Genomic DNA, 21,116 nt, shown 5'->3' with positions numbered 1-21,116 from the left:
TGTCCGGCCGGTCACCGGCCGGCTGCCGTTGCCGGTCCGTCACGTACGGAGAAGGCGTGACGGGTCGGCGACGGCGGACGCCGACATGCGTCCGCGCCCCCCACACCCACCCTCACCTCAGGAAAGAGGCAACCCCGCATGCGTATGCGTTCTCTGCTCTCCCTCACCGCCGCTGCCGCCGCCTTCGCGCTTCCCGTGGCCGTGGCCGCGTCCGCCCCCGCCGCCGCGGCCGACGTCGCGGTACTCACCACCGGCGGGGTCGGCGGCACCACCGTCGCCGAAGGCACGACCATCAGCGCGTCCCTGGCCGAGGGGACCACCGCGACCCTCTACTCCAGCTCGACGGGCACCAGCGGGATCAGCTGCTCGGCCTCCACGTTCACCGCCACGGTCGACGGCAACCCGACCGCCCCGGGCACCGCCACCGAGTCCCTGACCGGGCAGACCTTCAGCAACTGCACCTCGAACGTGGTCGGCGTCCTCGGCGTCACCAGCATCACGGTGAACAACCTGCCGTACACCACCGCCGTGTCCTCCGACGGCACCGTCGCCGTGACCCCGGCGAGCGGTTCCGCCATCCAGACCACCGTCGTGCTGCGCACCCTGCTGGGCAGCGTCAGCTGTGTCTACCAGGCGGCGTCCGGCCTGTCCGGCACGGCCGACAACACTGACAACAGCATCAAGTTCGCCAACCAGCAGTTCAGCCGGACGTCCGGTTCCTCGCTGTGCCCCGCCAGCGGTTTCTGGACCGCGAAGTACAGCCCGGTGACCGCGAGCGGCGAAGCGGTCTACGTCAACTGAACTCCGTGACCGCGTAGTTCAGCGCCGGCGCAGACGAAGCGCCAGGGCGGCGCCCCCGGTGAGCACCAGCACCGCGGCGGCGCCGCCCGCCACCATGGGCGCGGAAGGCCCGGAGGCGGGCTCGGAGTCGGCGGCCACCGGAGTGGAGTCGGGTACGGCGCCGCCCGCCGAACGGGCCACGGGAGGTGCCGGCGTGGGTGAGGCAGTGGTCGGCGCCGGACTCCTGGCGGGCTGCTTCTCCGCCGCCTTCGACCGGGTCGGCGACGCGGAGGCGCTCGCCCCGCCCCCACCCCCGCTCCCGCCCTTGTCGGCCGCTGCCGGGAACACCACGTCCGAGCACGAGTAGTACGTGTCCGCCGTACTGCTGTTCTGCCAGATCGTGTACAGCACCTGCCGGCCCGTCCGGTCCTTGGGCAGCGTCATCCTGATCCGGTACGCGCCGTCCGTCAGCGCCGGGTCCTTCACCTGAGCGAACGGCTGCTCCGGCAGATCGGACCACTTGAGCGGCTTCGACGGATCGTAGCCGGGCTCGGTGAGGTACATCCGGAACGTGCCGGTGTGCGGGATCGTCGAGACGTACTTCATGGTCAGCGTCGCGCCGGGGGTCAGGCGGGTCGACGGCCAGTCGGAGCGGGCCAGGTCGAGGCCCGCGTAGGCGGGCAGGCCGCCGCTGCACAGCTTGCCGTCGGGGATCGTCTGCCGGTCCCGGCCGTTCACGTTCGCGACCCGCAGGTTGTCCCACGCCGTGAAGGGCGAGCCGTTGGCCGCCACGGCGGCGCGGCATGCCGCCGTGCCCGTGGAACCGCCGTCGGGGGAACAGGCGAAGACCCGGCTGACCGGATCCGTGGGAGCGCCGTGGGCCTGCGCGGGCGCCGCCGCGAACACGGTCAGCAGGAACGGGGACAGGGCGGCGACCGCCGCACTCGTGCGACGGGCGGTGGTCCAGGGCATCCGGGCCATCCGGAACGCCTCCTCGGGCGGCGCGGGAACTACGGGCTTCCGTGCAGTACGGGAAACCGGCCTCACGCGTTCACCGGCGCACCGGGTCGTCCGCCTCCGCTCAGAGGCGGGCAAAGTGCCCGTCACCGGTCAACCGGCCACCGTAGAGGGTGTGTTCTCGGCCGGATCAAGGGTTTCCCCTGTATCCGCATGACCTGCTCTTTGCCTATCGTTCGACCACTGCTGACCCACAGGTAACCCCGAACGGGTCATGCGCCTCCGTCTGGCCGGCCGCCGCGCTCTTGGCTTCACCCCCCGCCGCTTCACCGACGAAGCGATTCGACTGCCGCTCCGCGCTGCCCGGAGCACGGCCACGAAAGGCAAGCCCTTGCGTACCTCCCCCTCCCTCCGGCGGAAGCTGATATCCGCCGCCGCCGTCTCCGCTGCCCTGCTCTCGGTCGGCACGGCCTCCGTCGCCGCCGCCCAGGACGCCCCCGCCCAGGAAGCCGCCGTCCCGGCCGCGCTCACCGAGGCCGCCCCCGGCGTCCAGGCCGAGCGCCTCATCGTCGGCTACAAGAACGGCGCCGCCGAGGCCACGTCCAACAAGGCCGCCGAGGCCGACGCCGCAACCAAGGACGCCGACTTCCAGCGCAGACTCGGCACCGGCGCCGCTCTCGTCGATCTGGGTACGGACCCCAGCAGGACCGAAGTCGCCGACGCCGTCGCCGAGTTCAAGGCGGACCCGCAGGTCGCCTACGTCGTACCGGACCGCCTGAACAAGCCGCAGGCCGACCCGAACGACACCGAGTACGCCAAGCAGTGGGACCTGTTCGAGTCCACCGCCGGCATGAACGTGCCGGCTGCCTGGCCGACGTCGACCGGCAGCGGCGTCACCGTCGCCGTCATCGACACGGGCTACGTCACCCACTCCGACCTCGCCGCGAACATCGTCGGCGGCTACGACTTCATCTCCGACACCGCGGTCTCGGTCGACGGCAACGGCCGCGACAGCAACCCGGCCGACCCCGGCGACTACTACGCGGCCAACGAGTGCGGCTCGGGCATCCCCGCCTCCAACTCCTCCTGGCACGGCACGCACGTCTCCGGCACGATCGCCGCGGTCACGGGCAACGGCAAGGGTGTCGCGGGCATCGCGTACGGCGCGAAGATCTCCCCGGTGCGCGTCCTCGGCAAGTGCGGCGGCTACGACTCCGACATCATCGACGCCATCACCTGGGCGTCCGGCGGCACCGTCTCCGGCGTGCCCGCCAACACCAATGTCGCCAAGGTCATCAACATGAGCCTCGGCGGCGACGGCGCGTGCACGTCGGCGACCCAGACCGCCATCAACAACGCCGTCGGCCGCGGCACGACCGTCGTCGTGGCCGCCGGCAACGACAACGAGAACGTCTCCGGCCACTCGCCGGGCAACTGCAACAACATCATCTCGGTCGCCGCCACCAACCGCACCGGCGCCAAGGCCTCGTACTCCAACTACGGTTCCCTCGTGGACATCTCGGCGCCCGGCGGCCAGACCAGCACCGGTACCGCCAACGGCATCCTGTCCACGCTCAACTCCGGTGCCTCGACGCCCTCTTCGGAGTCGTACGCCTACTACCAGGGGGCACCAGCATGGCCACCCCGCACATCGCGGGCCTGGTCGCGCTGGTGAAGTCGGCGAACTCCTCGCTGACCCCGGCGCAGATCGAGACCGCCATCAAGAACAACGCCCGTCCGCTGCCGGGTGCCTGCTCGGGCGGTTGCGGCGCGGGCCTGGCGGACGCGGCGAAGACGGTCGCGGCCGTGAGCGGCGGCGGTACGACGACGGGGACGACCTTCTCCAGCACCACCGCCGTCGCCATCCCGGACAACGGCTCGGCGATCGAGTCCTCCATCGCCGTCACCGGCCGCAGCGGCAGCGCCCCCTCGGCCCTCCAGGTCGGCGTCGACATCACCCACACCTACCGCGGTGACCTGGCGATCAGCCTCGTCGCCCCGGACGGCACGGTGTACAGCCTGAAGCCGGCGAGCTCCTCGGACTCCGCTGACAACGTCAACACCACCTACACCGTGAACGCCTCCTCCGAGACGGCCAACGGCACCTGGAAGCTCCGCGTCCAGGACACCGCGGCGCAGGACACGGGCACGCTCAACGGCTGGAAGCTGACCTTCTGAGCGAACTCCCCCGAACGGGTGGGCCGGCCGGTGCGGATGGGGCACCGGCCGGCCCGTCCTGCGTCTGCGCCTGCCGGGGCGGGCACTCCACCCACCCGGAATCACGCCTCGGCGCCCACCAGTTCACCGCTCTCCACCGACGCCAGCACGCGGGCCCCGCGGTCGGGCCGGCTGTCGAGGCCGATCAGCAGTCCCGGCACCGTGATGCTCGGCAGCAGGTGAGCCCACATGACGGAGATCCGGTGCCCGAGGTCCTCCCGCCCGTGGAGTGCCCGCGACATCAGCTGAACCCCGGCGAACGCCCCCACCAGCAGGTCCGCGGTGTCCCGCAGCTGAATCGTCGGCAGCAACTCGCCCTGGTCGCGGGCCTGTTGCAGCATCGCCACCAGATGCTCGCTCCACTGCCGGAACGGCCCCGTGTGATCGACACCGGGCGGTGCGCACTGGTCCACCGTCAGCCGGACGCTCCCCTTCAGCAGGGAGTTGGTCCGCAGCCGCTGCCCGAAGACGAACGTCATGTCGACGATCTCCTGCACCTTGCACGGATGCGGCGGTACGGCCCCCAGCGACAACTGCTCGTCGAGCACCGCCTGGGCCAGGGACTCCTTGGAGGGGAAGTGGAAATACAGTGCGCCTTTGGTGACTTCGGCCCGCTCCAGCACCATCGCGATGGTGCTCGCGGCGTACCCGTGCTCGTCGAAGACGGCGCCCGCGGCCTCCACAATCGCCCTGCGTGTCCTGATGGCGCGCTCCTGTCTCGCCATAAGAACCCCTCCCATGCGCCGAGTTCGGATCCTGTCCGGTCTCGATCAGGTCACATTGAAAACAGACCGGAATCCCTCGTACTCTAGCGCTCACCGGCACGGGCACCTCGCCGTCCGTCATCGCTTCGGAGGAACGAGGGGGAGACATGCCAGAGTTGCGGCAGTTCACACGGACCCCGGCCGGGACAGGGGTGCTGACGGCGACCGTCCCCCGTGAATTCGTGCACCGGGTGGCCGTCGCGGAGATCCTCCTCACCGGCTGGACCAGGACGGACGCCGACCGGTTCACCCTCACCGCCCAGTGGCCGCGCACCCATCAGTTACACGTGTCCCCGGACCGCTCGGCGTACGAACCGCTGCTGGTTGCAGAAACGGTCCGCCAGTGCGGGGCGCTGCTCGCCCACGCGGCGTACGAGGTCCCGCTGGGTCATCAGTTCGTCCTGCGGGAACTGCGTGTCGACACGCGCCCCGAGCATCTGGCCGTCGGCGCCGCCCCCGCCGAGCCCGTCATCGACATCACGGTCGGAGAGGTCCGCCGCCGCGCCGGCCGCCCGGCCGCACTGCGCTACGACGCCGTCGTACGCCTGGGCGGCGAACGGATAGCGACCGGCGGTGTCGCCGTGACCTGGACGAACGCGTCCGTCTACCGACGACTGCGCGGCGGGCGGACCGCCGACGTCGGCGCCCTGCGGCTGCCCCAGCCGCCCCCCACGCTGCTGCCGGCCGACACGGTCGGACGGGCCCTGCGCGCCGACGTACTCCTGTCGCCCACGGCCCGGCCAGGTCGCTGGCGGCTGCGCGTCGATACCGCACATCCTGTTTTCTTCGATCACCCGCTGGACCACATCCCCGGCATGCTCCTCCTGGAGGCAGCCCGCCAGGCCGTACGGGCGCACGGAGGTGACGAGGGCCGGGTGCCGGCGTCCTTCCACGCCGCGTTTCACCAGTACGTGGAGCTCGACCGACCGGTCTGGATGGAGGTGAGCGCAGGGGACGGCACCGACGTACAAGTCGTCGCGTTGCAAGGGGAATCGTTGGTCTTCGAGTGCCGGGTGGGTGCCGTCGCAGGGTGAGTTATCTTGTACAGGGAGTCAGAAACAAACGGCATGACCCGTTCTTTTCCGTCACAGGAGTGTGCAGTCGATGCCGAGGCAGTTACGCGCTGAACAGACCCGAGCGACGATCCTCACCGCCGCCGCCGATCTGTTCGACCGCCGTGGCTATGAATCGACCAGTCTCAGCGACATCGTCGAGCACGCCCAGGTCACCAAGGGCGCGCTGTACTTCCACTTCGCGGCGAAGGACGATCTCGCGCACGCGATCATGGAGATCCAGTCACGGGCGTCGCGTCAGTTGGCGGGGGACGTGGACGCCCGGGGGTACACCTCGATGGAGGCGCTGGTCCGCATCACCTTCGGGATAGCGCGGTTGTCGGTCGAGGGGCCGGTGCTCCGCGCCGGACTCCGGCTCGCCACCGGCGGGGTCGAGGTGCGGCCGCCGCTTCGGCATCCGTTCACGGAGTGGCTCGACCTGGCCACCGGGAAGCTGCTGGGTGCGGTCAAGGAGTCGGACCTCCATCCGGACACCGACGTGGAAGCGGTGGCGCACTCGCTTGTCTGTTTCTTCGTCGGGACGCGGGTGGTGGGACGGCATCTGGAGCCGGTGGGGCGGCAGCCGCGGCGGCTCGCGGAGATGTGGCACGTCATGATCCGCGGGCTGGTGCCGGTTCCCCGACGGGCACGGTATCTGGCTCTCGTCAGCCAGCTGGAGCAGGAGTCCCGGAGCGGGTGAGCCCAGTTCCGGCATGTGCCGGTGGGTGGGCCCAGCCCCGCGCCCCCAGATGACTACAGTCGGGGCATGTCTCCCAGCGCGGCTGTCATCCTCGGCAGTGCACCCGAGTCCTTTCCGCACAGTGTGCTCGCCGAGCGGCACCCCGCCATCATCGGGCAGGTGCGGGAGGCCTTTCCCTACGGGCCCGAGCAGCACCGGGCGCTCGATGCGCTGCTCGTCGGCTGCACCAAAGGAGTGATCGAACCGCTCCCCGACGGGGCGTGGCGCGCGTGGGGAATCGATGACCACGTCGGGCAGTCCTGGTTCGACGTGCCGTGGCTGTGGTCCGAGAGCTACTTCTATCGGCGCCTCCTTGATGCCGTCGGCTACTTCGGGGACGGGCCCTGGCATGGCATCGACCCCTTCCGGCCCTCCAAGCTCGCCGAACTCGACTCCGCCGAGACCGACCATGAGCTGGCCGCTCTGGACGAACTCGCCTCCCGGACGGCCGAGGAGCAGGGGGCGGCTCTGCTGCACGGATCGTTGTGGGGGAACCGGGCCGACCTCGGCTTCCGGCTCTCCGACGGTGAGGCCGAGAGGCGGGACGCCGTACCGGATCTGGTCGCCGACGACAGCGACCGGCTCTGGTCGCTGCTCGACGGTGCCGGCACCCTCTGCCTGATCGCCGACAACGCCGGGCGTGAGCTGACTCCCGACCTGCTGCTGCTGGCTCACCTCCTGGAACACGGTCGTGTCGAGCGGGCGGTTCTGCACGTGAAGCCTTACCCCTACTACGTCTCCGACGCGACCACCGCCGACGTGGTCGACGCGCTGCGCCGGCTCGTGCGGGCACCGGGGCGGGCCGCGGAGTACGGGCGCCGGTTGTGGGACGCCATGGCCGACGGACGGCTGAGCGTTCGTGCGCATGCCTTCTCCTGCGCCCCGCTGCCGTACTCGGACATGCCGGACGACCTTCGTGCGGAGATCGGCGGGGCCGCGCTGACGATCCTGAAGGGAGACCTCAACTACCGGCGCCTGGTGGGGGATCGCTGGTGGGCGCCGACCACGTCCTTCGCCGAGGTGACCGCGTACTTCCCGGGACCGGTCGCCGCCCTGCGCACCCTGAAGTCCGATGTGATCACCGGGCTCGACGAAGGTACGGAGACGGCGCTGGTCGAGGCGGAGGGGCGGCGCTGGCGGACCAGCGGGACCCATGCGCTCATCCAGGTCCGGCCCTGAGGAGCGTAAGCTGCGGGGCTGTACAGGTGGGCTGCCATACGTCCCGCCGACGGGCAGCGAAAGAGGACGTCATTGACCCCGCGGTACCTGAGCAATCCAGGGGAGCCCGTCTACGACGTGGACGCACGGCGCTACGTCGACGTCACGGACGCCCGTGCCGAGGCCGACCTGCACGACGTGTTCACGGACATCTACCGCACCAACCGCTGGGGATCCGACGAAACCCGCTCAGGACCGGGCTCCGAGCTGCAGCGCATGAAGCAGGTGATCGGCCAACTCGGCGCCCTCATCAAGGACTTGGGTGTCCGTTCGGTGCTGGACGCGCCGTGCGGGGACTTCAACTGGATGCAGTACGTCGACCTGCACGGCGCCTCCTATCTCGGCGGTGACGTCGTCACGGAGCTCATCACGGCCAACCGCGCCCACCACCCCGGCCCCGGGCGCGAGTTCCAGCTGCTCGACTTCACGTCCCAGCCCGTGCCACGCGTCGACCTCATCGTGTGCCGCGACGCCCTCGTGCACTTCTCCTACCAGCATGTGGTGGAGGCGCTGACCCGCTTCCGGGAGAGCGGTTCGCGCTACCTGCTCACCACGACCTTCTCCCGGACACCCGCCAACACGGACATCGTCACCGGCTGGTGGCGCCCCATCGACCTGTGCAAGGAACCCTTCGGCCTGCCCGAACCGCTGCGCGTCATCGGCGACGACGAGTCCGACGACTTCTACGACGACAAGGCGCTCGCGCTGTGGGACCTGAGGCAGGTCCCCGCGCGTTTCCCGGGCTACGAGCCGGCGGTCGCCGAGTCGGGATCGCTGGGCGCCTGATCGCCGTCCCTGGAACGCAGCCGGGCGAGGGCGTCCCGGGCGGCCAGGGTCCGCGGGTGCCGTAGTCCCAGCACCTCCTCACAGGTCTCCCGCACCTCCGTGAACTCCGCCTCGGCCGCCGTGTGTTCACCCTTGAGACAGAGCAGGTCGGCCAGGTTGTGCCGGACCGCCAGGGTTCCCGGGTGCCGTGGCCCCAGCGTCCGCACGCAGTCCGCGAGCACCGTCCGGTACTCCGCCTCCGCCTGCTCGACGTGCCCGCGCAGATGCAGGACGTGCGCGGCGCCGTGCCGTACGGACAGGGTCAGCAGGTGCTGTTCGCCGAGTACGGTCCGCCGGGCCTCGTACACCTCCCTGAACTCCTGTTCCGCCGCCGCGAACCGGCCCTGGTCCTTGAGCAGGTCGGCGAGGTTGTGCCGGACCGCGAGCGTGCCGGGGTGGCGGGGCCCGAGGGTGTCCACGCAGTCCGCCAGGACCGTGCGGTACTCGGTCTCGGCCCGGTCGGTACGGCCCCGCAGATGCAGGACGTGCGCGGCGCCGTGCCGCACCGAGAGGGTGAGCAGGTGCTGTTCGCCGAGCACCTCGCGGCGCGCCGCGTACACCTCTCTGAACTCCGTCTCCGCCGCCTCCAGTTGGCCGCGTTCCATCAGCAGGTCGGCCAGGTTGTGGCGGACCTCCAGGGTGTGCGGGTGCATGTCGCCGAGCAGCCGGCGCTGGACCTCGAAGACCTCCCGGAACTCGGTCTCCGCGTCGGTGGGCCAGCCCCGGTCGCGCAGCACGGTGGCCAGGCCGTGCCGGGCGGCCACGGTCTCCGGATGGTCCTCGCCGTAGGCGTCGGCGCGGAGTCCGAGCACCGTACGGAACTCGTGCTCGGCCTCCACGAGCAGCCCGCGGTCGCGCAGGACGTCCGCGAGGTCGTGGCGCACGGCGAGGGTGCTCGGGTGGCGCTCGCCCAGTACGTCAGCGCACACCTGGAGCGTCTCCCGCAGCTCCTGCTCCGCCTGCCGGAACATCCCGCGCTCGTGCAGCACCTGGGCCATCTCGTGCCGGGTGACCAGGGTGTCGGGGTGGTTCGCGCCGAGCGTCTCCCGATAGGCGTCCAGGAGCAGGCGGTAGTCCTCCTCGGCCTCCGCGAGCAACCCCCGGTAGCGCGCCATCCAGGCCACGCCCTTGCGGGCCGCCAGGGTCCGGGGGTCGCGCTCGCCCAGCAGGGTCCGGCGCGTGGCGTGGACCGCGCGGTACTCGGTCGCCGCCTCGACCGGCCGGCCCCGCCCGTTGAGCAGGTTCGCCAGGGCGTACCGGGCGTCGGCGGTCTCGCCGGCCGCGTCGCCGAACAGGGCCCGGGTGTCCTCCAGCACCGTGCGAAGCAGCGACTCGGCCGCCGGCAGCCGACCGCGCAGATGGAGCAGGTGGGCGGCGGCGGAGCGTACTTCGAGGGCGTCGGGATCCCGCGGACCGCACGCCAGCACCACCGGCTCGCACGCCCCCAGCACCTCCTCCGCCCGGTCCAGCCAGCCCCTCTTGATCAGATGCCGGGCCCCGGCCGCCGCCGCCCGCAGTGCCTTCGAGACGAGTTCGTCCTCCGCCTCGTACGGGTCGCCGATCAGGGCCAGCGGGGCGTCGCAGTGCGGCTGCAGCAGCCGCCAGCGCGGCCAGTCGCGCGGGTCGTCCTCGCTCAGCTCGGCGGTGGCGCAGACGACCAGGTCGGCGACGACGGCCGCGTACTCCCTCATGTGCTCGGCGAGGTCCCGCTGGAGCCGGCCGGCGTCCCGGACGAGCGGGTGCATCAGCAGGGTGCGGGTGTGGTCGTCCCCGCCGGGCGGGGTGTGCAGCTCGACCAGACCGAAGTCGGCGAGCGAGGTGAGCGCGGTGTACAGCTCCTGGGGCGTGACACCGGGCAGCAGCGACGAGTCCGCGAGCCGGTCGGGGCGTAACAGGCCGAGCAGCGGCACCGGTGCCTCGCCCAGACAGCACAGCAGCCGCATCAGCGGCCGGGCCTGGGCGATGCCCCGCCGCTCGAGGAGGTCCAGTGACAGCTCCCAGGTACCGGTCACCGGGACGGAGTAGTTGCTGCCCTGCCGCCCGTGCGGGCGCTCGTCGAGGAGTTCGGTGAAGCGCTCGTCGAGGGCCACGCGGTAGTCGGCGTACGTCCGCACGGTGGTGGTGCCCGGCCACGCGGGGAACGCCGAGGCCGCCGCGAGATGCGAGCCCGCGATGCGCAGCGCCAGGGGCAGCCCGCCGAGCCGCCGGGTCAGCAGCCGGGCGTCCTCACGGGAACCGGCCCGCTCCCCGGCGAGGTCCCACAGCACCTCGGTGGCGTCGGCCTCCTCCAGGGCGTCCACCGAGTGCAGCGTGGCCCACGGCCCCCAGGTCGTCGGGCTGCTGTCCCGGCTGGTGATCAGTACCAGGCCGGGCAGCTCCGCGGCGGGCCGGATCCAGCCCGTGCCCTCCGCCAACCGGCCGTAGGGTGCCAGGTGTTCGGGCTCGTCGGCGTTGTCCACGACCAGCAGCCAGGGGCTCGCGGTGTCGCACAGCCGCCGCCACAGCAGGTCGGTCGCGCTCGAACGCCCCGACCAGGCACGGTCGATGAGATCCGAGGGCGTGCCCAGCGCGGCCACCACCTCGCGCATCCCGGCACTCAGCGTGGCGGGGTTCTTCGCCGTCACCCACCACACGTCGACGTTCAGCGCGGCGGCGTGGGCGGCGATCTCCAGGGCGACCGTCGTCTTCCCGCTCCCGCCCATGCCGTGCAGCACCCGCACACCCGAAGTGGGCTTGCCCACCAGCTGTTTGAGCGTGTCCAGGAGCGGCTCGCGGCCACGCACCCGGCGGTCGAGCCGGCCCAGGGGCGGCGCGACGGTCAGCGCACCCGGTGCCCGGACGGGCTCCACCGGGGCCGGGGGCTGCTGGACCTGGATGAAGACCGGGCGCGCGAAGCCGGAGAACTCCTGGACGAACTCGGTCAGCAGGCCGGACAGCGCGGGGTCCCTGGTCAGCAGAGCGCGCAGGGTCGTGTCCAGATCGTCCCGCTGTTCCCGCAGGATGATCTGCTGCCGCCCCGGCGGCGCGGCATCCAGTTCCGCCCGCGCCCGCTCCAGCCGCTCCACGTCCTCGCGCCGCAGGATCCGCGCGATCCGATGCCTGGCCGCCTGCCAGGCATCCGTGGTCATCAGCCCGACCATCGTGCCCGCTGCGGCGGCAGCGGTCTGGGTGAACAACTCTGCCCCGAACACCGAGGACCCCCTGTCGGCACACACCTCGACGGCTACGTCCGAACCCCTCTCCCGTCTTCAGGTTCTCATGTCACGCGGACCCGGCGGGACTTGATCCGGTTGTTGAAGTTCGACATGAGCCGTTCGGGCCGGGCCCACTCGTCAAGGGATGAGAGGAGACCGTCGCCTTGTTGGCCCAGGTGCACCACCCTCTGCCCCTCATCCCAAGGGAGTCGCACCCCATGCGTCTGGGAGTCGCACCGCACCGCTTGTGGCCCGCGCACGAGGACGAGCTCGACGGCGTCCTCGAAACCGCCCGTACCGCCGAGGAATTGGGCTTCGACCATCTCATCGCGAGCAGCCATCTGCTGGCGGGAGCGGTGGGCGTGACCCCGGATCCGCTGGTCATGCTGTCCGCCGTGGCCGGGGCGACCACCCGGATCCGGCTGGTGACCAGCGTTCTGATCCTGCCCCTGTACCCGGCTCGAGGATTGTGCGGGACCCGCCGGTCCGGCTCCCCGGGCGGCGGGACCAGATCGCCACCCGGGGACTGCCCGAGTTCGTCGCACTGCGGGCGCAGGTGGGGCGGGCGGTGCGCAGCAGGGAGACGGATTGAACGGGTGAAGTCTGCGCGCGTGGAGATCAACGCCACAAGTCCCGCCGAGAACTCCCGAGTTCGGTCCGGATTCACGCGATGGTGTGATCATGTGTGCCGGGGCGGATGCCTCCGGAGCGTCCTGGGTAGGGCCCGGCTCATGACGCAGCAGCCCTTCGAACTCCCGCACTTCTACATGCCGTATCCCGCCCGGCTGAACCCGCACGTCGACGAGGCCCGCGCCCACTCGACCGTGTGGGCGCGCGAGATGGGCATGCTGGAGGGGTCCGGGATCTGGGAGCAGTCCGACCTCGACGCGCATGACTACGGCCTGCTCTGCGCCTACACACACCCCGACTGCGACGGCCCAGCCCTCTCCCTCATCACCGACTGGTACGTGTGGGTGTTCTTCTTCGACGACCACTTCCTGGAGATCTTCAAGCGCACCCAGGACCGCGCCGGCGGCAAGGCCTACCTCGACCGCCTGCCGCTGTTCATGCCGATGGACCTGTCGACCCCGATGCCCGAGCCGGAGAACCCGGTCGAGGCCGGCCTCGCCGACCTGTGGACGCGGACCGTGCCGTCGATGTCCGCCGACTGGCGCCGCCGCTTCGCCGTCGCCACCGAGCACCTGCTCAACGAGTCGCTGTGGGAGCTGTCCAACATCAACGAGGGGCGGATCGCCAACCCCGTCGAGTACATCGAGATGCGCCGCAAGGTCGGCGGCGCCCCCTGGTCGGCCGGTCTCGTGGAGTACGCGACGGCCGAGGTACCGCCGTCCGTCGCCGGAACCCGACCGCTGCGCGTGCTGATGGAGACCTTCTCCGACGGCGTCCACCTGCGCAACGACCTGTTCTCCTACCAGCGCGAGGTCGAGGACGAGGGCGAGCTCAGCAACGGTGTCCTCGTCCTGGAGACCTTCTTCGGCTGCACCACCCAGGAGGCCGCCGACATCGTCAACGACGTCCTCACCTCCCGCCTCCACCAGTTCGAGCACACCGCCCTCACCGAGGTCCCCGCGATCGCCGTGGAGAAAGGTCTCTCGCCGGGCGAGCTGACCGCCGTCGCCGCATACACGCAAGGCCTCCAGGACTGGCAGTCCGGCGGCCACGAATGGCACATGCGCTCCAGCCGCTACATGAACGCCCGCGCCGAGACCACCTCGCCCTGGCAGACCCTGACCGGCCCCGGCACCTCGGCCGCCGACGTCGGCGCCCTGCTCGCCGCGGCCGGCGCCGAGCGGCTGCGCGCCCACACGCATGTGCCCTTCCAGAAGGTCGGTCCGTCCCTGCTGCCCGACTTCTACATGCCGTTCCGGAACGAACTCAGCCCGCACCTGCCCGGCGCCCGCCCCCGCCTCATCGAGTGGACGCACCGCATGGGCATGCTCCAGGAGGGCGTCTGGGACGAGGACAAGCTCGCCGCGGCCGATCTCCCCCTGTGCGCGGCGGGCATCGACCCGGACGCGAGCCCCGAGGCCCTCGACCTCAGCTCGGACTGGCTCGCCTGGGGAACCTACGGCGACGACTACTACCCGCTCGTCTACGGCGGCCGCCGCGATCTCGTCGCCGCCCGCCTGACCACACAGCGTCTGTCGGACTGCATGCCCCTGGACGGCGAGCAGGTCCTGGTCCCCGTCAACGCCATGGAACGCGGTCTGATCGACCTGTGGGCCCGCACCACGGCCGAGATGACCTCCGACCAGCGGCGCACCCTCAAGGACGCGGTGAACGCGATGACCGAGAGCTGGGTCTGGGAGCTGGCCAACCAGATCCAGCACCGCGTCCCCGACCCGGTCGACTACCTGGAGATGCGGCGCGCCACCTTCGGGTCCGACCTCACCATGAGCCTGTGCCGGATGGGCCACGGTCCCGCCGTCCCGCCGGAGGTCTACCGCAGCGGACCGGTGCGCTCCCTGGAGAACGCCGCCGTCGACTACGCATGCCTGGTCAACGATGTCTTCTCCTACCAGAAGGAGATCGAGTACGAGGGCGAGGTCCACAACGCGATCCTTGTCGTGCAGACCTTCTTCGGCATCGACTACCCCACCGCGCTGCGCGTCGTCCACGACCTGATGACCCAGCGCATGCAGCAGTTCGAGCATGTCGCCGCGCACGAACTGCCCGTCGTGTACGACGACTTCGGTCTCTCCGAGGAAGCGCGGGAGATCATGCGGGGCTATGTCGCCGACCTCCAGCACTGGATGGCGGGCATCCTGCACTGGCACCGCACGGTCGACCGCTACAAGGAGGACCACCTGGCCGGCCGCACCCACGGCTTCCTCCCGGACCGGCCGCCGGCGCTCCCTCTGGCCGGCTGACGGCTGGGGTTCCGGCCGCCGGGGACGTCACGACCGCTCGGGCCCTTCGACCGCCCGCGTGCCCGTGCCCTTCGTCGTCATGCCCACGGAGGCAATGAAGTTCGACCACGGTGGGGCCCACGGCGGCCACGGCGAGGGGCACACAGGCTGACGCTCCCCGCGCGCGGTTGGGTCACGCGGACTGACGCACTCCGCGCCCGGCGTGCTCCACCGCGGCTCGCGCCAGCGCCCGGACGACCGGGTGCGGGCGCGAGCCGTCGCCGGACAGTTCCGGCTGGAACAGTGTGGCGAGGAAGAAGGGATGGCCCGGGAGTTCGGCGATCCGGACCTGACCGCTCTCGTCGTGCCCGGAGAAGCGCAGGCCGTGTGCGCGCAGGGTGTCCAGATGCCGGGAGGGACCGTAGGCGCAGAAGTAGCGCTCCACGGTCCGCTCGGAGCCGATCACCGACCGGGCGAGCGAGCCGGGCTCGACGTTCACCACGCCCGCGTGGTCGACGAGGGAACAGGCCAGCGGCTCGATGAGGAGGTCGTCGGCGTCGGGGTCGTTCTCGGCGTGCGCCGCCCGTGTCAGTCCGCAGACATCGCGGGCGTACTCCAGCAGGGCGTGCTGGAACCCGGCGCAGGTCCCGAGGAAGGGGATGCCCGTCGCGCGCGCGGTGCGGATCGCCGCGAGGACACCCGCCTCACTGCGATACGGGCTGCCCGGCACCACCCACACCGCGTCGAACCCGCGTACGGCGTCGGCGTCCCCCGCGTCCTCCGACGGGATCCAGTAGGCGTCGAGCACGAGCCGGTCGCGCTCGACGAGGGCGTCCAGCAGGCCGGGGATGCGGGTGTGCGACACCACGTTGGGGGAGCGGTCGCCGATCAGGGCGATCCGGGCGGTCCGTGCCGCGTTCGTCGTCATGCCGTCATCCTTGTGGCCGCCGAGAATCGTGTCCAACGATGATTACTGCACGCTCGATAAGCAGCTCTGATGCAATGCTGGGCGCATGGATCCGCATCTCCTGCGCACCTACGTCACCGTCGCCCGCCTCTCCTCCTTCTCCGAGGCCGCCCGCGAACTGGGGTACACCCAGTCGGCGGTGTCGCAGCACATCGCGGCACTCGAACAGGACCTCGGCGCGCCGCTGCTCACCCGCCGCCCCGTCGCCCCCACCGCGGCCGGCGGGCGGCTCCTCGAACACGCGGAGCCGCTGCTGCTGCGACTGGACGCGGCCCGCGCGGACGTCGCCAGGACGGCGGCCGCGCCCGCACATGGACTGACCCTGGCGGCAGCGCCCACCGCACTCGGTCCGCGGATCCTCGCCGCGCTCCCGGCCGCGGAGGTGACCCTGCGGGTGACGGCCCGTGACGCGGTCCCCGCGGCCGTGGCCACCGGCACGGCCGACGTCGGTCTGACCGATGGTCTGGTCGCCCCCAGTGATCCGCTGCGGCTGCCGGACGTCGCCCCGCTGATCACACGCGGCGTCGGAGAGGAACCCGTGTGCGTCCTGCTGCCCGACACGCATCCGCTGGCCCGGCGCCCCGGACTGCGCCTCGGCGACCTTGCCGACGCCCGCTGGATCGACGCGCCCGACACCGCTCTGCCGCTGGCTCACCTCCGCGCCGCGAACGGCGGTCACGGCTTCCGGTGCGCCCTGCGCTACGAGGGCACGGACGTGAGCGTCCTGACCGCCCTCGCCGCTGTCGGCCATGGCCTGGTCCTGCTGCCCCGGCCGGTGGCCACCGGTGTTCCGGGCACGGTCGCCGTGCCGATCGCCCATCCGCGGGTCGTGCACCGGACGGAACTGGTGTGTGCGGGCGCACCGAGCGGAGCCGCGGCGGACTTCGTCGACCTGCTGGTTCGGGCCGCTTCCCGCTTCTGACCCCCCGTCAGTCTCACTCGTTCGTGGCTCGTCGCATGCCGGTGCGCCGGGTAGGCACCATCCGGTGGTGATCCAGCCGGAGGCGATCCATGGAACAGACTGCGTTGCGCCCCAAGCCGATGCCCGGTCAGGAACCGGGTGGAGGCGGGAAGTCCGGGTCCGCCCGGCGTCCGCACGCCGCGCGCCGGCGCGGACGGCGGCTCACGACCCTGCTGTTCGGCCTGTTCGTCGCGGCCGTCCTGGTGCTGACGGGGGTGGGCCTCGGGACGGTGGCCGTCACAGTGATCGGCATGAGCAGACTGGCCGAACTGCAACGGCAGGCGGGCGGGCCGGGAGTGCCGGGGCAGGCCGCCTCCGGCCGGGGCGCACCGGGCCAGGACGGGCGGCGCTCCCAGACAGGTCCGTCCGGCTCGGAGTCCGCGAACTCCTCCGCTTCGGCTCCGCCACGCCGGCCGGCCCCCGTCACCGCGACCCTGGGGCTGGAGGCCGTGGACGCCGAGAAGTCGGGCGCAATGGTGGTCGGCGTCCACATCCCGGGCCCGGGTTTCACGGCGGGCCTGGTCCGCGGCGACGTACTCCTCGTCGTCGGCCGTACCCGGATCGACACGGCCGACGACCTCGCGCGAGCCGTCGCCGGCGCCCGCCCCGGCCGCGAGGTCGTGCTGACGGTCCGCCATCGCAGCGGCGGCTACCAGCAGTTGACGGCCGTGCCGGGCGTCGTCACGTGAACCGTTGCCGGGTGAACGCTCGTCGCGGGCCCGCGTTCACGTGACCACCCGGAAGTGCGTGGTGAGCCGTCCGTCGTCGTCCAGCACATGAAAGGCCAGACCGACCGGCGCGTCCCGGTCCGCGATCTGCTCGCCCTCCCAGGGCAGCCGCAGCGTCCAGGTCACCCCGGGCCCCACGACCAGCGGCCGCCCGGCGAACACGGTCGCCGCAGGTGTGTGCGCATGACCGGTGATCAGTCCGGCGATCTCGGGCCGCCGCTCCAGCAGCGCGGCCAGCCGCCCGGGCCCGTCCAGCTGGTAGGAGTCGGGGAGCGGGTGGTGCAGCGCCACCGGCGGATGGTGGAAGGCCAACAACGCCGGAAGGCTCCCGTCCAGTTCGTCGAGGGTCGCCTCGATCCAGGCGTACGTCTCCTCGTCCAGCGCCCCTTCGTCGCTGCCCGGGATGCTGGAGTCGCACATCAGCACCGCGCCGCCGTCGAACACCTGCACGCTGTTCACGGGCCCGTCGCCTGCGCCCCGCCGGAGCATGGCCTTGCGGTACGGGGCCCGGCTGTCGTGGTTGCCCGGGCAGGTGAGCACCGGGAACGGCGGGTCGCCCTCGTGCAGTCCCAGGATCCGCGCGGCCTCCTCGTACTCCGCCTCGGCGCCGTGATCCGCGATGTCACCGGTCACCAGCAGAGCGTCCACGCGCCCCGGCAACCGCCACAGCCGGTCCCGCACCCGCTCGGCGCGCTCGGTCGCCCGTGCGCTCCCGTCGAGATGCAGATCGCTGATGTGTGCGAGTACCAGCACGACCGTACCCCCTCTTCTAATGGCTTGGTTTGATCCAAGCATTAGCGCCAATGCGTGATCAAGCCGCTCCCGTCAATCGGGTGGGAAATCCACTGGTTCGGATCCGGCCGTCGGCGTCACGATGAGCCCATGCCGACCACGATCATCGCCTTCCTGGGTGCCTGCACCCTCATCGCCGCGTCCCCCGGGCCGAGCACCGTGCTGATCATCAAGCAGTCGCTGCACAGCAGACGCTCCGGCTTCCTGACCGTGCTCGGCAACGAGACCGGGGTGTTCATCTGGGGCGTCGTCGCCGCGCTGGGCCTGACCGCGCTGCTGACCGCCTCCGAGATCGCCTACGACGTGATGCGCATCGGCGGCGCCGTCGTGCTCGTCGCCTTCGGCATCCAGGCGCTGCGGCAGGCGCGCCGCACCAAGGCGGCCGCGGCGGACGGCGGCTGGGAGAGCACTGGCAGGACCGGCTGGGCCGCCTACCGTGCGGGACTGCTGCTCAACCTCGCCAACCCCAAGGCGGCCGTCTTCGCCCTGTCCTTCCTGCCGCAGTTCGTCCCCGAGGGCGCCCCGCACCTGCTCTGGGGGTACCTCCCACGCCCTTAAGGCAGTGGGGGAGGTCGGGCTGGCCGCGCTCTGGGCGGTCTACGAGGTCGGCTACTACGGCCTCTACGTGTGGTTCGTCGGCCGGTTGCGGGCCGTGCTGTCCCGCGCGGGCGTGCGCCGGCGTCTGGAGCAGGTCTCCGGAGGCGTACTGCTGCTCCTCGGCGTCCGCATGGCCCTGGAGAGCTGACGCGGGGGCCGGCACTCCGTCCGGTCCGTCCGAAAGACGTGTCGATCGGCTCGCGCGCCCCTCGCCGTCCGGGCAGGATGCTGCCGTAAGACCCTCACCCGCCCAGGGAGGCCCGGATGACCGGCACCGCAGCGCCCTTCGCCGCCGACGACTACAGGGCGCGCATGGAGCGCGCGACGCGGTCGGCCGCCGAGGCCGGGCTCGCCGGTCTCCTCGTGGCCCCCGGCCCGGACCTGGTGTGGCTCACCGGCTACGCACCCACCGCCGTCACCGAACGGCTCACCCTGCTGGTCCTCGCCCCCGGACAGGACCCCGTCCTCGTCGTGCCCACCCTGGAGGCCCCGGACGCGGCCAAGGCGGCCGGCGCGAGCGCCCTGACCCTGCGGGACTGGACCGACGGCAAGGACCCCTACGCCGCCACCGCCGCCCTCCTGGACGCCGGCGGTCGGTTCGGCGTGAGCGACAACGCCTGGGCCATGCACCTGCTGGGCCTGCAGAAGACACTGCCCGGCACGTCGTATGCCTCCCTCACCGCGGCCCTGCCCATGTTGCGGGCCGTCAAGGACACGGCGGAGCTGGAGCTGCTGGCGGCCGCGGGAGCGGCCGCCGACGCAACGTTCGAGGAGATCAGGAAGGTTCCCTTCGGCGGCCGCAGGGAGTCCGAGGTGGCCGCCGACCTCGCCGCACTGCTGCGCCGGTTCGGCCACTCCCAGGTCGACTTCACCATCGTCGCCTCGGGCCCGAACGGCGCCAACCCGCACCACGAGGTGGGCGACCGGGTCATCGAACGCGGCGACATGGTCGTCCTCGACTTCGGCGGCCTCAAGGACGGCTACGGCTCCGACACCTCCCGTACGGTCCATGTCGGTGAACCCAACGACGAGGAGCGCCGGGTGCACGATCTCGTGCGCGCGGCGCAGGAGGCGGGCTTCCGTGCGGTACGGCCCGGCGTGCCCTGCCAGGAGGTCGACCGGGCCGCCCGCGCGGTCATCGCCGACGCCGGGTACGGCGAGTACTTCATCCACCGCACCGGCCACGGCATCGGCGTCACCACACACGAACCGCCGTACATGATCGAGGGCGAGGAACAGCCCCTCGTCCCGGGCATGTGTTTCTCCGTGGAGCCCGGCGTCTATCTGCCGGGCCGCTTCGGGGTACGCATCGAGGACATCGTCACGGTCACCGAGGACGGCGGCCGCAGGCTCAACGACACCACCCGCGAGATGGTCATAGTGGAGTGACCGAACCCCAGGAGCCCCTCCACCCCCGAGCGACTACGGCGCGACCATGACCCAGGCACCGACACCCACCGCGGACACGGTCCGCCGACTGGTCCGTTCCCTGCTCAAGGACAACACGCCCGGCGCGGGCGAGGCCGGCGGGCCCGAGGTCCGGCCCGTCGCCGAGGGCGGCGGGCACTCCACCTGGTGGGTCGGCACCCGCCATGTGCTGCGCCTCGCGGGCGACCGCGCGGCCTCCACCCGCAGGCGCCGCGAACTGCGGCTGCGCGACCTGGTCCGCCCGCACGTCCCGGTCGCGGTGCCGACCAGCGTGGCCCAGGGCGAGTGGGCGCCCGGGCTGGCCTACACCCTCGACACCAAGGTGCCCGGCGGTTCGGCCGAGGACCACGACGTCTCCGCCGTCGGCGAGGCCGACCTTGCCGGGCTGCTCACCGGGCTGCGCGAGGTGCCGGTACGGCAGGCAGAGGCGCTCGGCGTCCCACGCGTCGCCCCGCGCTCCCTGGAGCGACTGCGCCGGGAGGCCGGCCGGGCCGCCGAACGCCTGCGCGCGGCCGACGAGTTCGATCCGGCCCGGCTCCAGCAGCTCACCTCGCCGGCCGCGGTCCAGCTCGCCGCGCAGCCCGGCAGCGCGGTCCTCGTGCACCACGCCCTGACCGGCGAACACCTCGTGATCAGCGCCGACGGCCGGGTGCGCGGCGTCCTGGACTGGACCGCCACCGTGGTCGGCGACCCCGCCGAGGACATCGCGGGCCTCGCCCTCGCCGTCGGCTCGCCCGCCGCCGTGCGCGCCGCCACCCTCGCCGGGTACGGCGCCCGGCCCTGCCTGCGCGGTCTCTGGCTCGCCCGCTGCGACACCGTGATCCGCCTCGCCGCGGGACTGGAGGGCCGCGATGCCGCCCTCCTGCCGCTCCTGCGCACCCGGCTGCTGCGCGCCTGGGAGGCGATCCTGCTGGAACGCGTCACGGAACTGCGGGACGAGGAGCCGGACGACGCGGAGTTGTAGGCGTCTCCACCTGGTCTTTTCCACCCTCCATCCCCACCGCGGGCAACGACCTCGTGCTGATCG

Annotated in this window: 15 protein-coding genes and 2 pseudogenes; 12 read left to right on the top strand and 5 right to left on the bottom strand. The window is 71.8% G+C overall.

All coding sequences use genetic code 11. From position 1 onward, the window contains the following. Positions 1–138 precede the first annotated feature (138 nt). On the top strand, positions 139–801 hold the full coding sequence (locus tag M2157_RS12250; protein WP_280865261.1) for a Tat pathway signal sequence domain protein: 663 nt from the start codon (positions 139–141) through the stop codon (positions 799–801). An 18-nt stretch (positions 802–819) separates the two neighbouring features. Here M2157_RS12250 and M2157_RS12245 read toward each other — a convergent pair whose 3' ends face one another. Next, complete coding sequence (locus M2157_RS12245) at positions 820–1,761, bottom strand: lytic polysaccharide monooxygenase (RefSeq protein ID WP_280861856.1); 942 nt, start codon at positions 1,759–1,761, stop codon at positions 820–822. Between the two features lie 367 nt (positions 1,762–2,128). On the opposite strand from M2157_RS12245, the pseudogene M2157_RS12240 reads away from it, so the two are divergent. Next, positions 2,129–3,915: pseudogene (locus M2157_RS12240) on the top strand (S8 family serine peptidase). A gap of 101 nt (positions 3,916–4,016) precedes the next feature. Here M2157_RS12240 and M2157_RS12235 read toward each other — a convergent pair. Further along, on the bottom strand, positions 4,017–4,679 hold the full coding sequence (locus M2157_RS12235; RefSeq protein ID WP_280861854.1) for a ScbR family autoregulator-binding transcription factor: 663 nt from the start codon (positions 4,677–4,679) through the stop codon (positions 4,017–4,019). 146 nt (positions 4,680–4,825) lie between these two features. On the opposite strand from M2157_RS12235, the gene M2157_RS12230 reads away from it, so the two are divergent. The 4 genes from M2157_RS12230 (at position 4,826) to M2157_RS12215 (ending at position 8,513) form a co-directional block, all read left to right on the top strand. Further along, positions 4,826–5,752 (top strand): ScbA/BarX family gamma-butyrolactone biosynthesis protein, encoded by a 927-nt coding sequence (locus M2157_RS12230; protein WP_280865260.1) that lies wholly within the window; start codon positions 4,826–4,828, stop codon positions 5,750–5,752. A 70-nt stretch (positions 5,753–5,822) separates the two neighbouring features. Beyond that, positions 5,823–6,470, top strand: a complete 648-nt coding sequence (locus M2157_RS12225; protein WP_280861852.1) for a ScbR family autoregulator-binding transcription factor — start codon at positions 5,823–5,825, stop codon at positions 6,468–6,470. A 66-nt stretch (positions 6,471–6,536) separates the two neighbouring features. Beyond that, a complete protein-coding gene (locus tag M2157_RS12220; protein WP_280861851.1) occupies positions 6,537–7,688 on the top strand; it encodes a damage-control phosphatase ARMT1 family protein in 1,152 nt (383 codons plus the stop codon). A gap of 72 nt (positions 7,689–7,760) precedes the next feature. Continuing rightward, complete coding sequence (locus M2157_RS12215) at positions 7,761–8,513, top strand: class I SAM-dependent methyltransferase (protein WP_280861850.1); 753 nt, start codon at positions 7,761–7,763, stop codon at positions 8,511–8,513. Here M2157_RS12215 and M2157_RS12210 read toward each other — a convergent pair. After that, positions 8,471–11,743: a tetratricopeptide repeat protein gene (locus tag M2157_RS12210; RefSeq protein WP_280865259.1), complete on the bottom strand. Its 3,273-nt coding sequence runs from the start codon at positions 11,741–11,743 to the stop codon at positions 8,471–8,473. The two genes, M2157_RS12215 and M2157_RS12210, sit on opposite strands and share 43 nt — an antisense overlap. Before the next feature lie 734 nt (positions 11,744–12,477). Between M2157_RS12210 and cyc2 the strand changes: the two genes are divergently transcribed. Beyond that, positions 12,478–14,637: a germacradienol/geosmin synthase Cyc2 gene (gene cyc2, locus M2157_RS12200; protein ID WP_280861848.1), complete on the top strand. Its 2,160-nt coding sequence runs from the start codon at positions 12,478–12,480 to the stop codon at positions 14,635–14,637. Between the two features lie 172 nt (positions 14,638–14,809). On the opposite strand, the gene M2157_RS12195 is transcribed toward cyc2, so the two are convergent. Next, a complete protein-coding gene (locus M2157_RS12195; RefSeq protein ID WP_280865258.1) occupies positions 14,810–15,544 on the bottom strand; it encodes a hypothetical protein in 735 nt (244 codons plus the stop codon). Between the two features lie 85 nt (positions 15,545–15,629). Here M2157_RS12195 and M2157_RS12190 point away from each other — a divergent pair, with 85 nt between their 5' ends. Together M2157_RS12190 and M2157_RS12185 are read left to right on the top strand one after the other, a co-directional pair. Next, positions 15,630–16,505: a LysR family transcriptional regulator gene (locus M2157_RS12190; RefSeq protein ID WP_280865257.1), complete on the top strand. Its 876-nt coding sequence runs from the start codon at positions 15,630–15,632 to the stop codon at positions 16,503–16,505. 89 nt (positions 16,506–16,594) lie between these two features. After that, positions 16,595–17,233, top strand: a complete 639-nt coding sequence (locus tag M2157_RS12185) for a PDZ domain-containing protein (protein WP_280861845.1) — start codon at positions 16,595–16,597, stop codon at positions 17,231–17,233. 36 nt (positions 17,234–17,269) lie between these two features. Here the strand turns inward: M2157_RS12185 and M2157_RS12180 are convergent, their stop codons facing one another. After that, on the bottom strand, positions 17,270–18,025 hold the full coding sequence (locus tag M2157_RS12180; RefSeq protein ID WP_280861844.1) for a metallophosphoesterase: 756 nt from the start codon (positions 18,023–18,025) through the stop codon (positions 17,270–17,272). Between the two features lie 129 nt (positions 18,026–18,154). On the opposite strand from M2157_RS12180, the pseudogene M2157_RS12175 reads away from it, so the two are divergent. The 3 genes and pseudogenes from M2157_RS12175 to M2157_RS12165 all read left to right on the top strand — a co-directional run bounded on the left by M2157_RS12175 (position 18,155) and on the right by M2157_RS12165 (position 21,053). After that, a pseudogene (locus M2157_RS12175) lies at positions 18,155–18,809 on the top strand (LysE family translocator). Positions 18,810–18,925: 116 nt separating this feature from the next. Beyond that, positions 18,926–20,050, top strand: a complete 1,125-nt coding sequence (locus M2157_RS12170; RefSeq protein WP_280865256.1) for an aminopeptidase P family protein — start codon at positions 18,926–18,928, stop codon at positions 20,048–20,050. A gap of 46 nt (positions 20,051–20,096) precedes the next feature. Next, the gene (locus tag M2157_RS12165; protein ID WP_280865255.1) at positions 20,097–21,053 is read left to right on the top strand and encodes an aminoglycoside phosphotransferase family protein; all 957 of its coding nucleotides are present in this window, start codon (positions 20,097–20,099) and stop codon (positions 21,051–21,053) included. Positions 21,054–21,116: the final 63 nt, after the last annotated feature.

Source organism: Streptomyces sp. SAI-127 (assembly GCF_029894425.1).
In the GTDB taxonomy this organism is placed as follows: Bacteria; Actinomycetota; Actinomycetes; order Streptomycetales; family Streptomycetaceae; genus Streptomyces.
Note: the sequence above shows the minus strand (reverse complement) of the source record. Positions and strands in the feature narration are given on the sequence as shown.

Coding starts and splice junctions, on each gene's coding strand:
- M2157_RS12245 (WP_280861856.1), bottom strand. CDS start 1,761: ATGGCCCGGATGCCCTGGACCACCGCCCGTCGCACGAGTGCGGCGGTC.
- M2157_RS12165 (WP_280865255.1), top strand. CDS start 20,097: ATGACCCAGGCACCGACACCCACCGCGGACACGGTCCGCCGACTGGTC.
- cyc2 (WP_280861848.1), top strand. CDS start 12,478: ATGACGCAGCAGCCCTTCGAACTCCCGCACTTCTACATGCCGTATCCC.
- M2157_RS12235 (WP_280861854.1), bottom strand. CDS start 4,679: ATGGCGAGACAGGAGCGCGCCATCAGGACACGCAGGGCGATTGTGGAG.
- M2157_RS12190 (WP_280865257.1), top strand. CDS start 15,630: ATGGATCCGCATCTCCTGCGCACCTACGTCACCGTCGCCCGCCTCTCC.
- M2157_RS12230 (WP_280865260.1), top strand. CDS start 4,826: ATGCCAGAGTTGCGGCAGTTCACACGGACCCCGGCCGGGACAGGGGTG.
- M2157_RS12170 (WP_280865256.1), top strand. CDS start 18,926: ATGACCGGCACCGCAGCGCCCTTCGCCGCCGACGACTACAGGGCGCGC.
- M2157_RS12220 (WP_280861851.1), top strand. CDS start 6,537: ATGTCTCCCAGCGCGGCTGTCATCCTCGGCAGTGCACCCGAGTCCTTT.
- M2157_RS12195 (WP_280865258.1), bottom strand. CDS start 15,544: ATGACGACGAACGCGGCACGGACCGCCCGGATCGCCCTGATCGGCGAC.
- M2157_RS12250 (WP_280865261.1), top strand. CDS start 139: ATGCGTATGCGTTCTCTGCTCTCCCTCACCGCCGCTGCCGCCGCCTTC.
- M2157_RS12225 (WP_280861852.1), top strand. CDS start 5,823: ATGCCGAGGCAGTTACGCGCTGAACAGACCCGAGCGACGATCCTCACC.
- M2157_RS12185 (WP_280861845.1), top strand. CDS start 16,595: ATGGAACAGACTGCGTTGCGCCCCAAGCCGATGCCCGGTCAGGAACCG.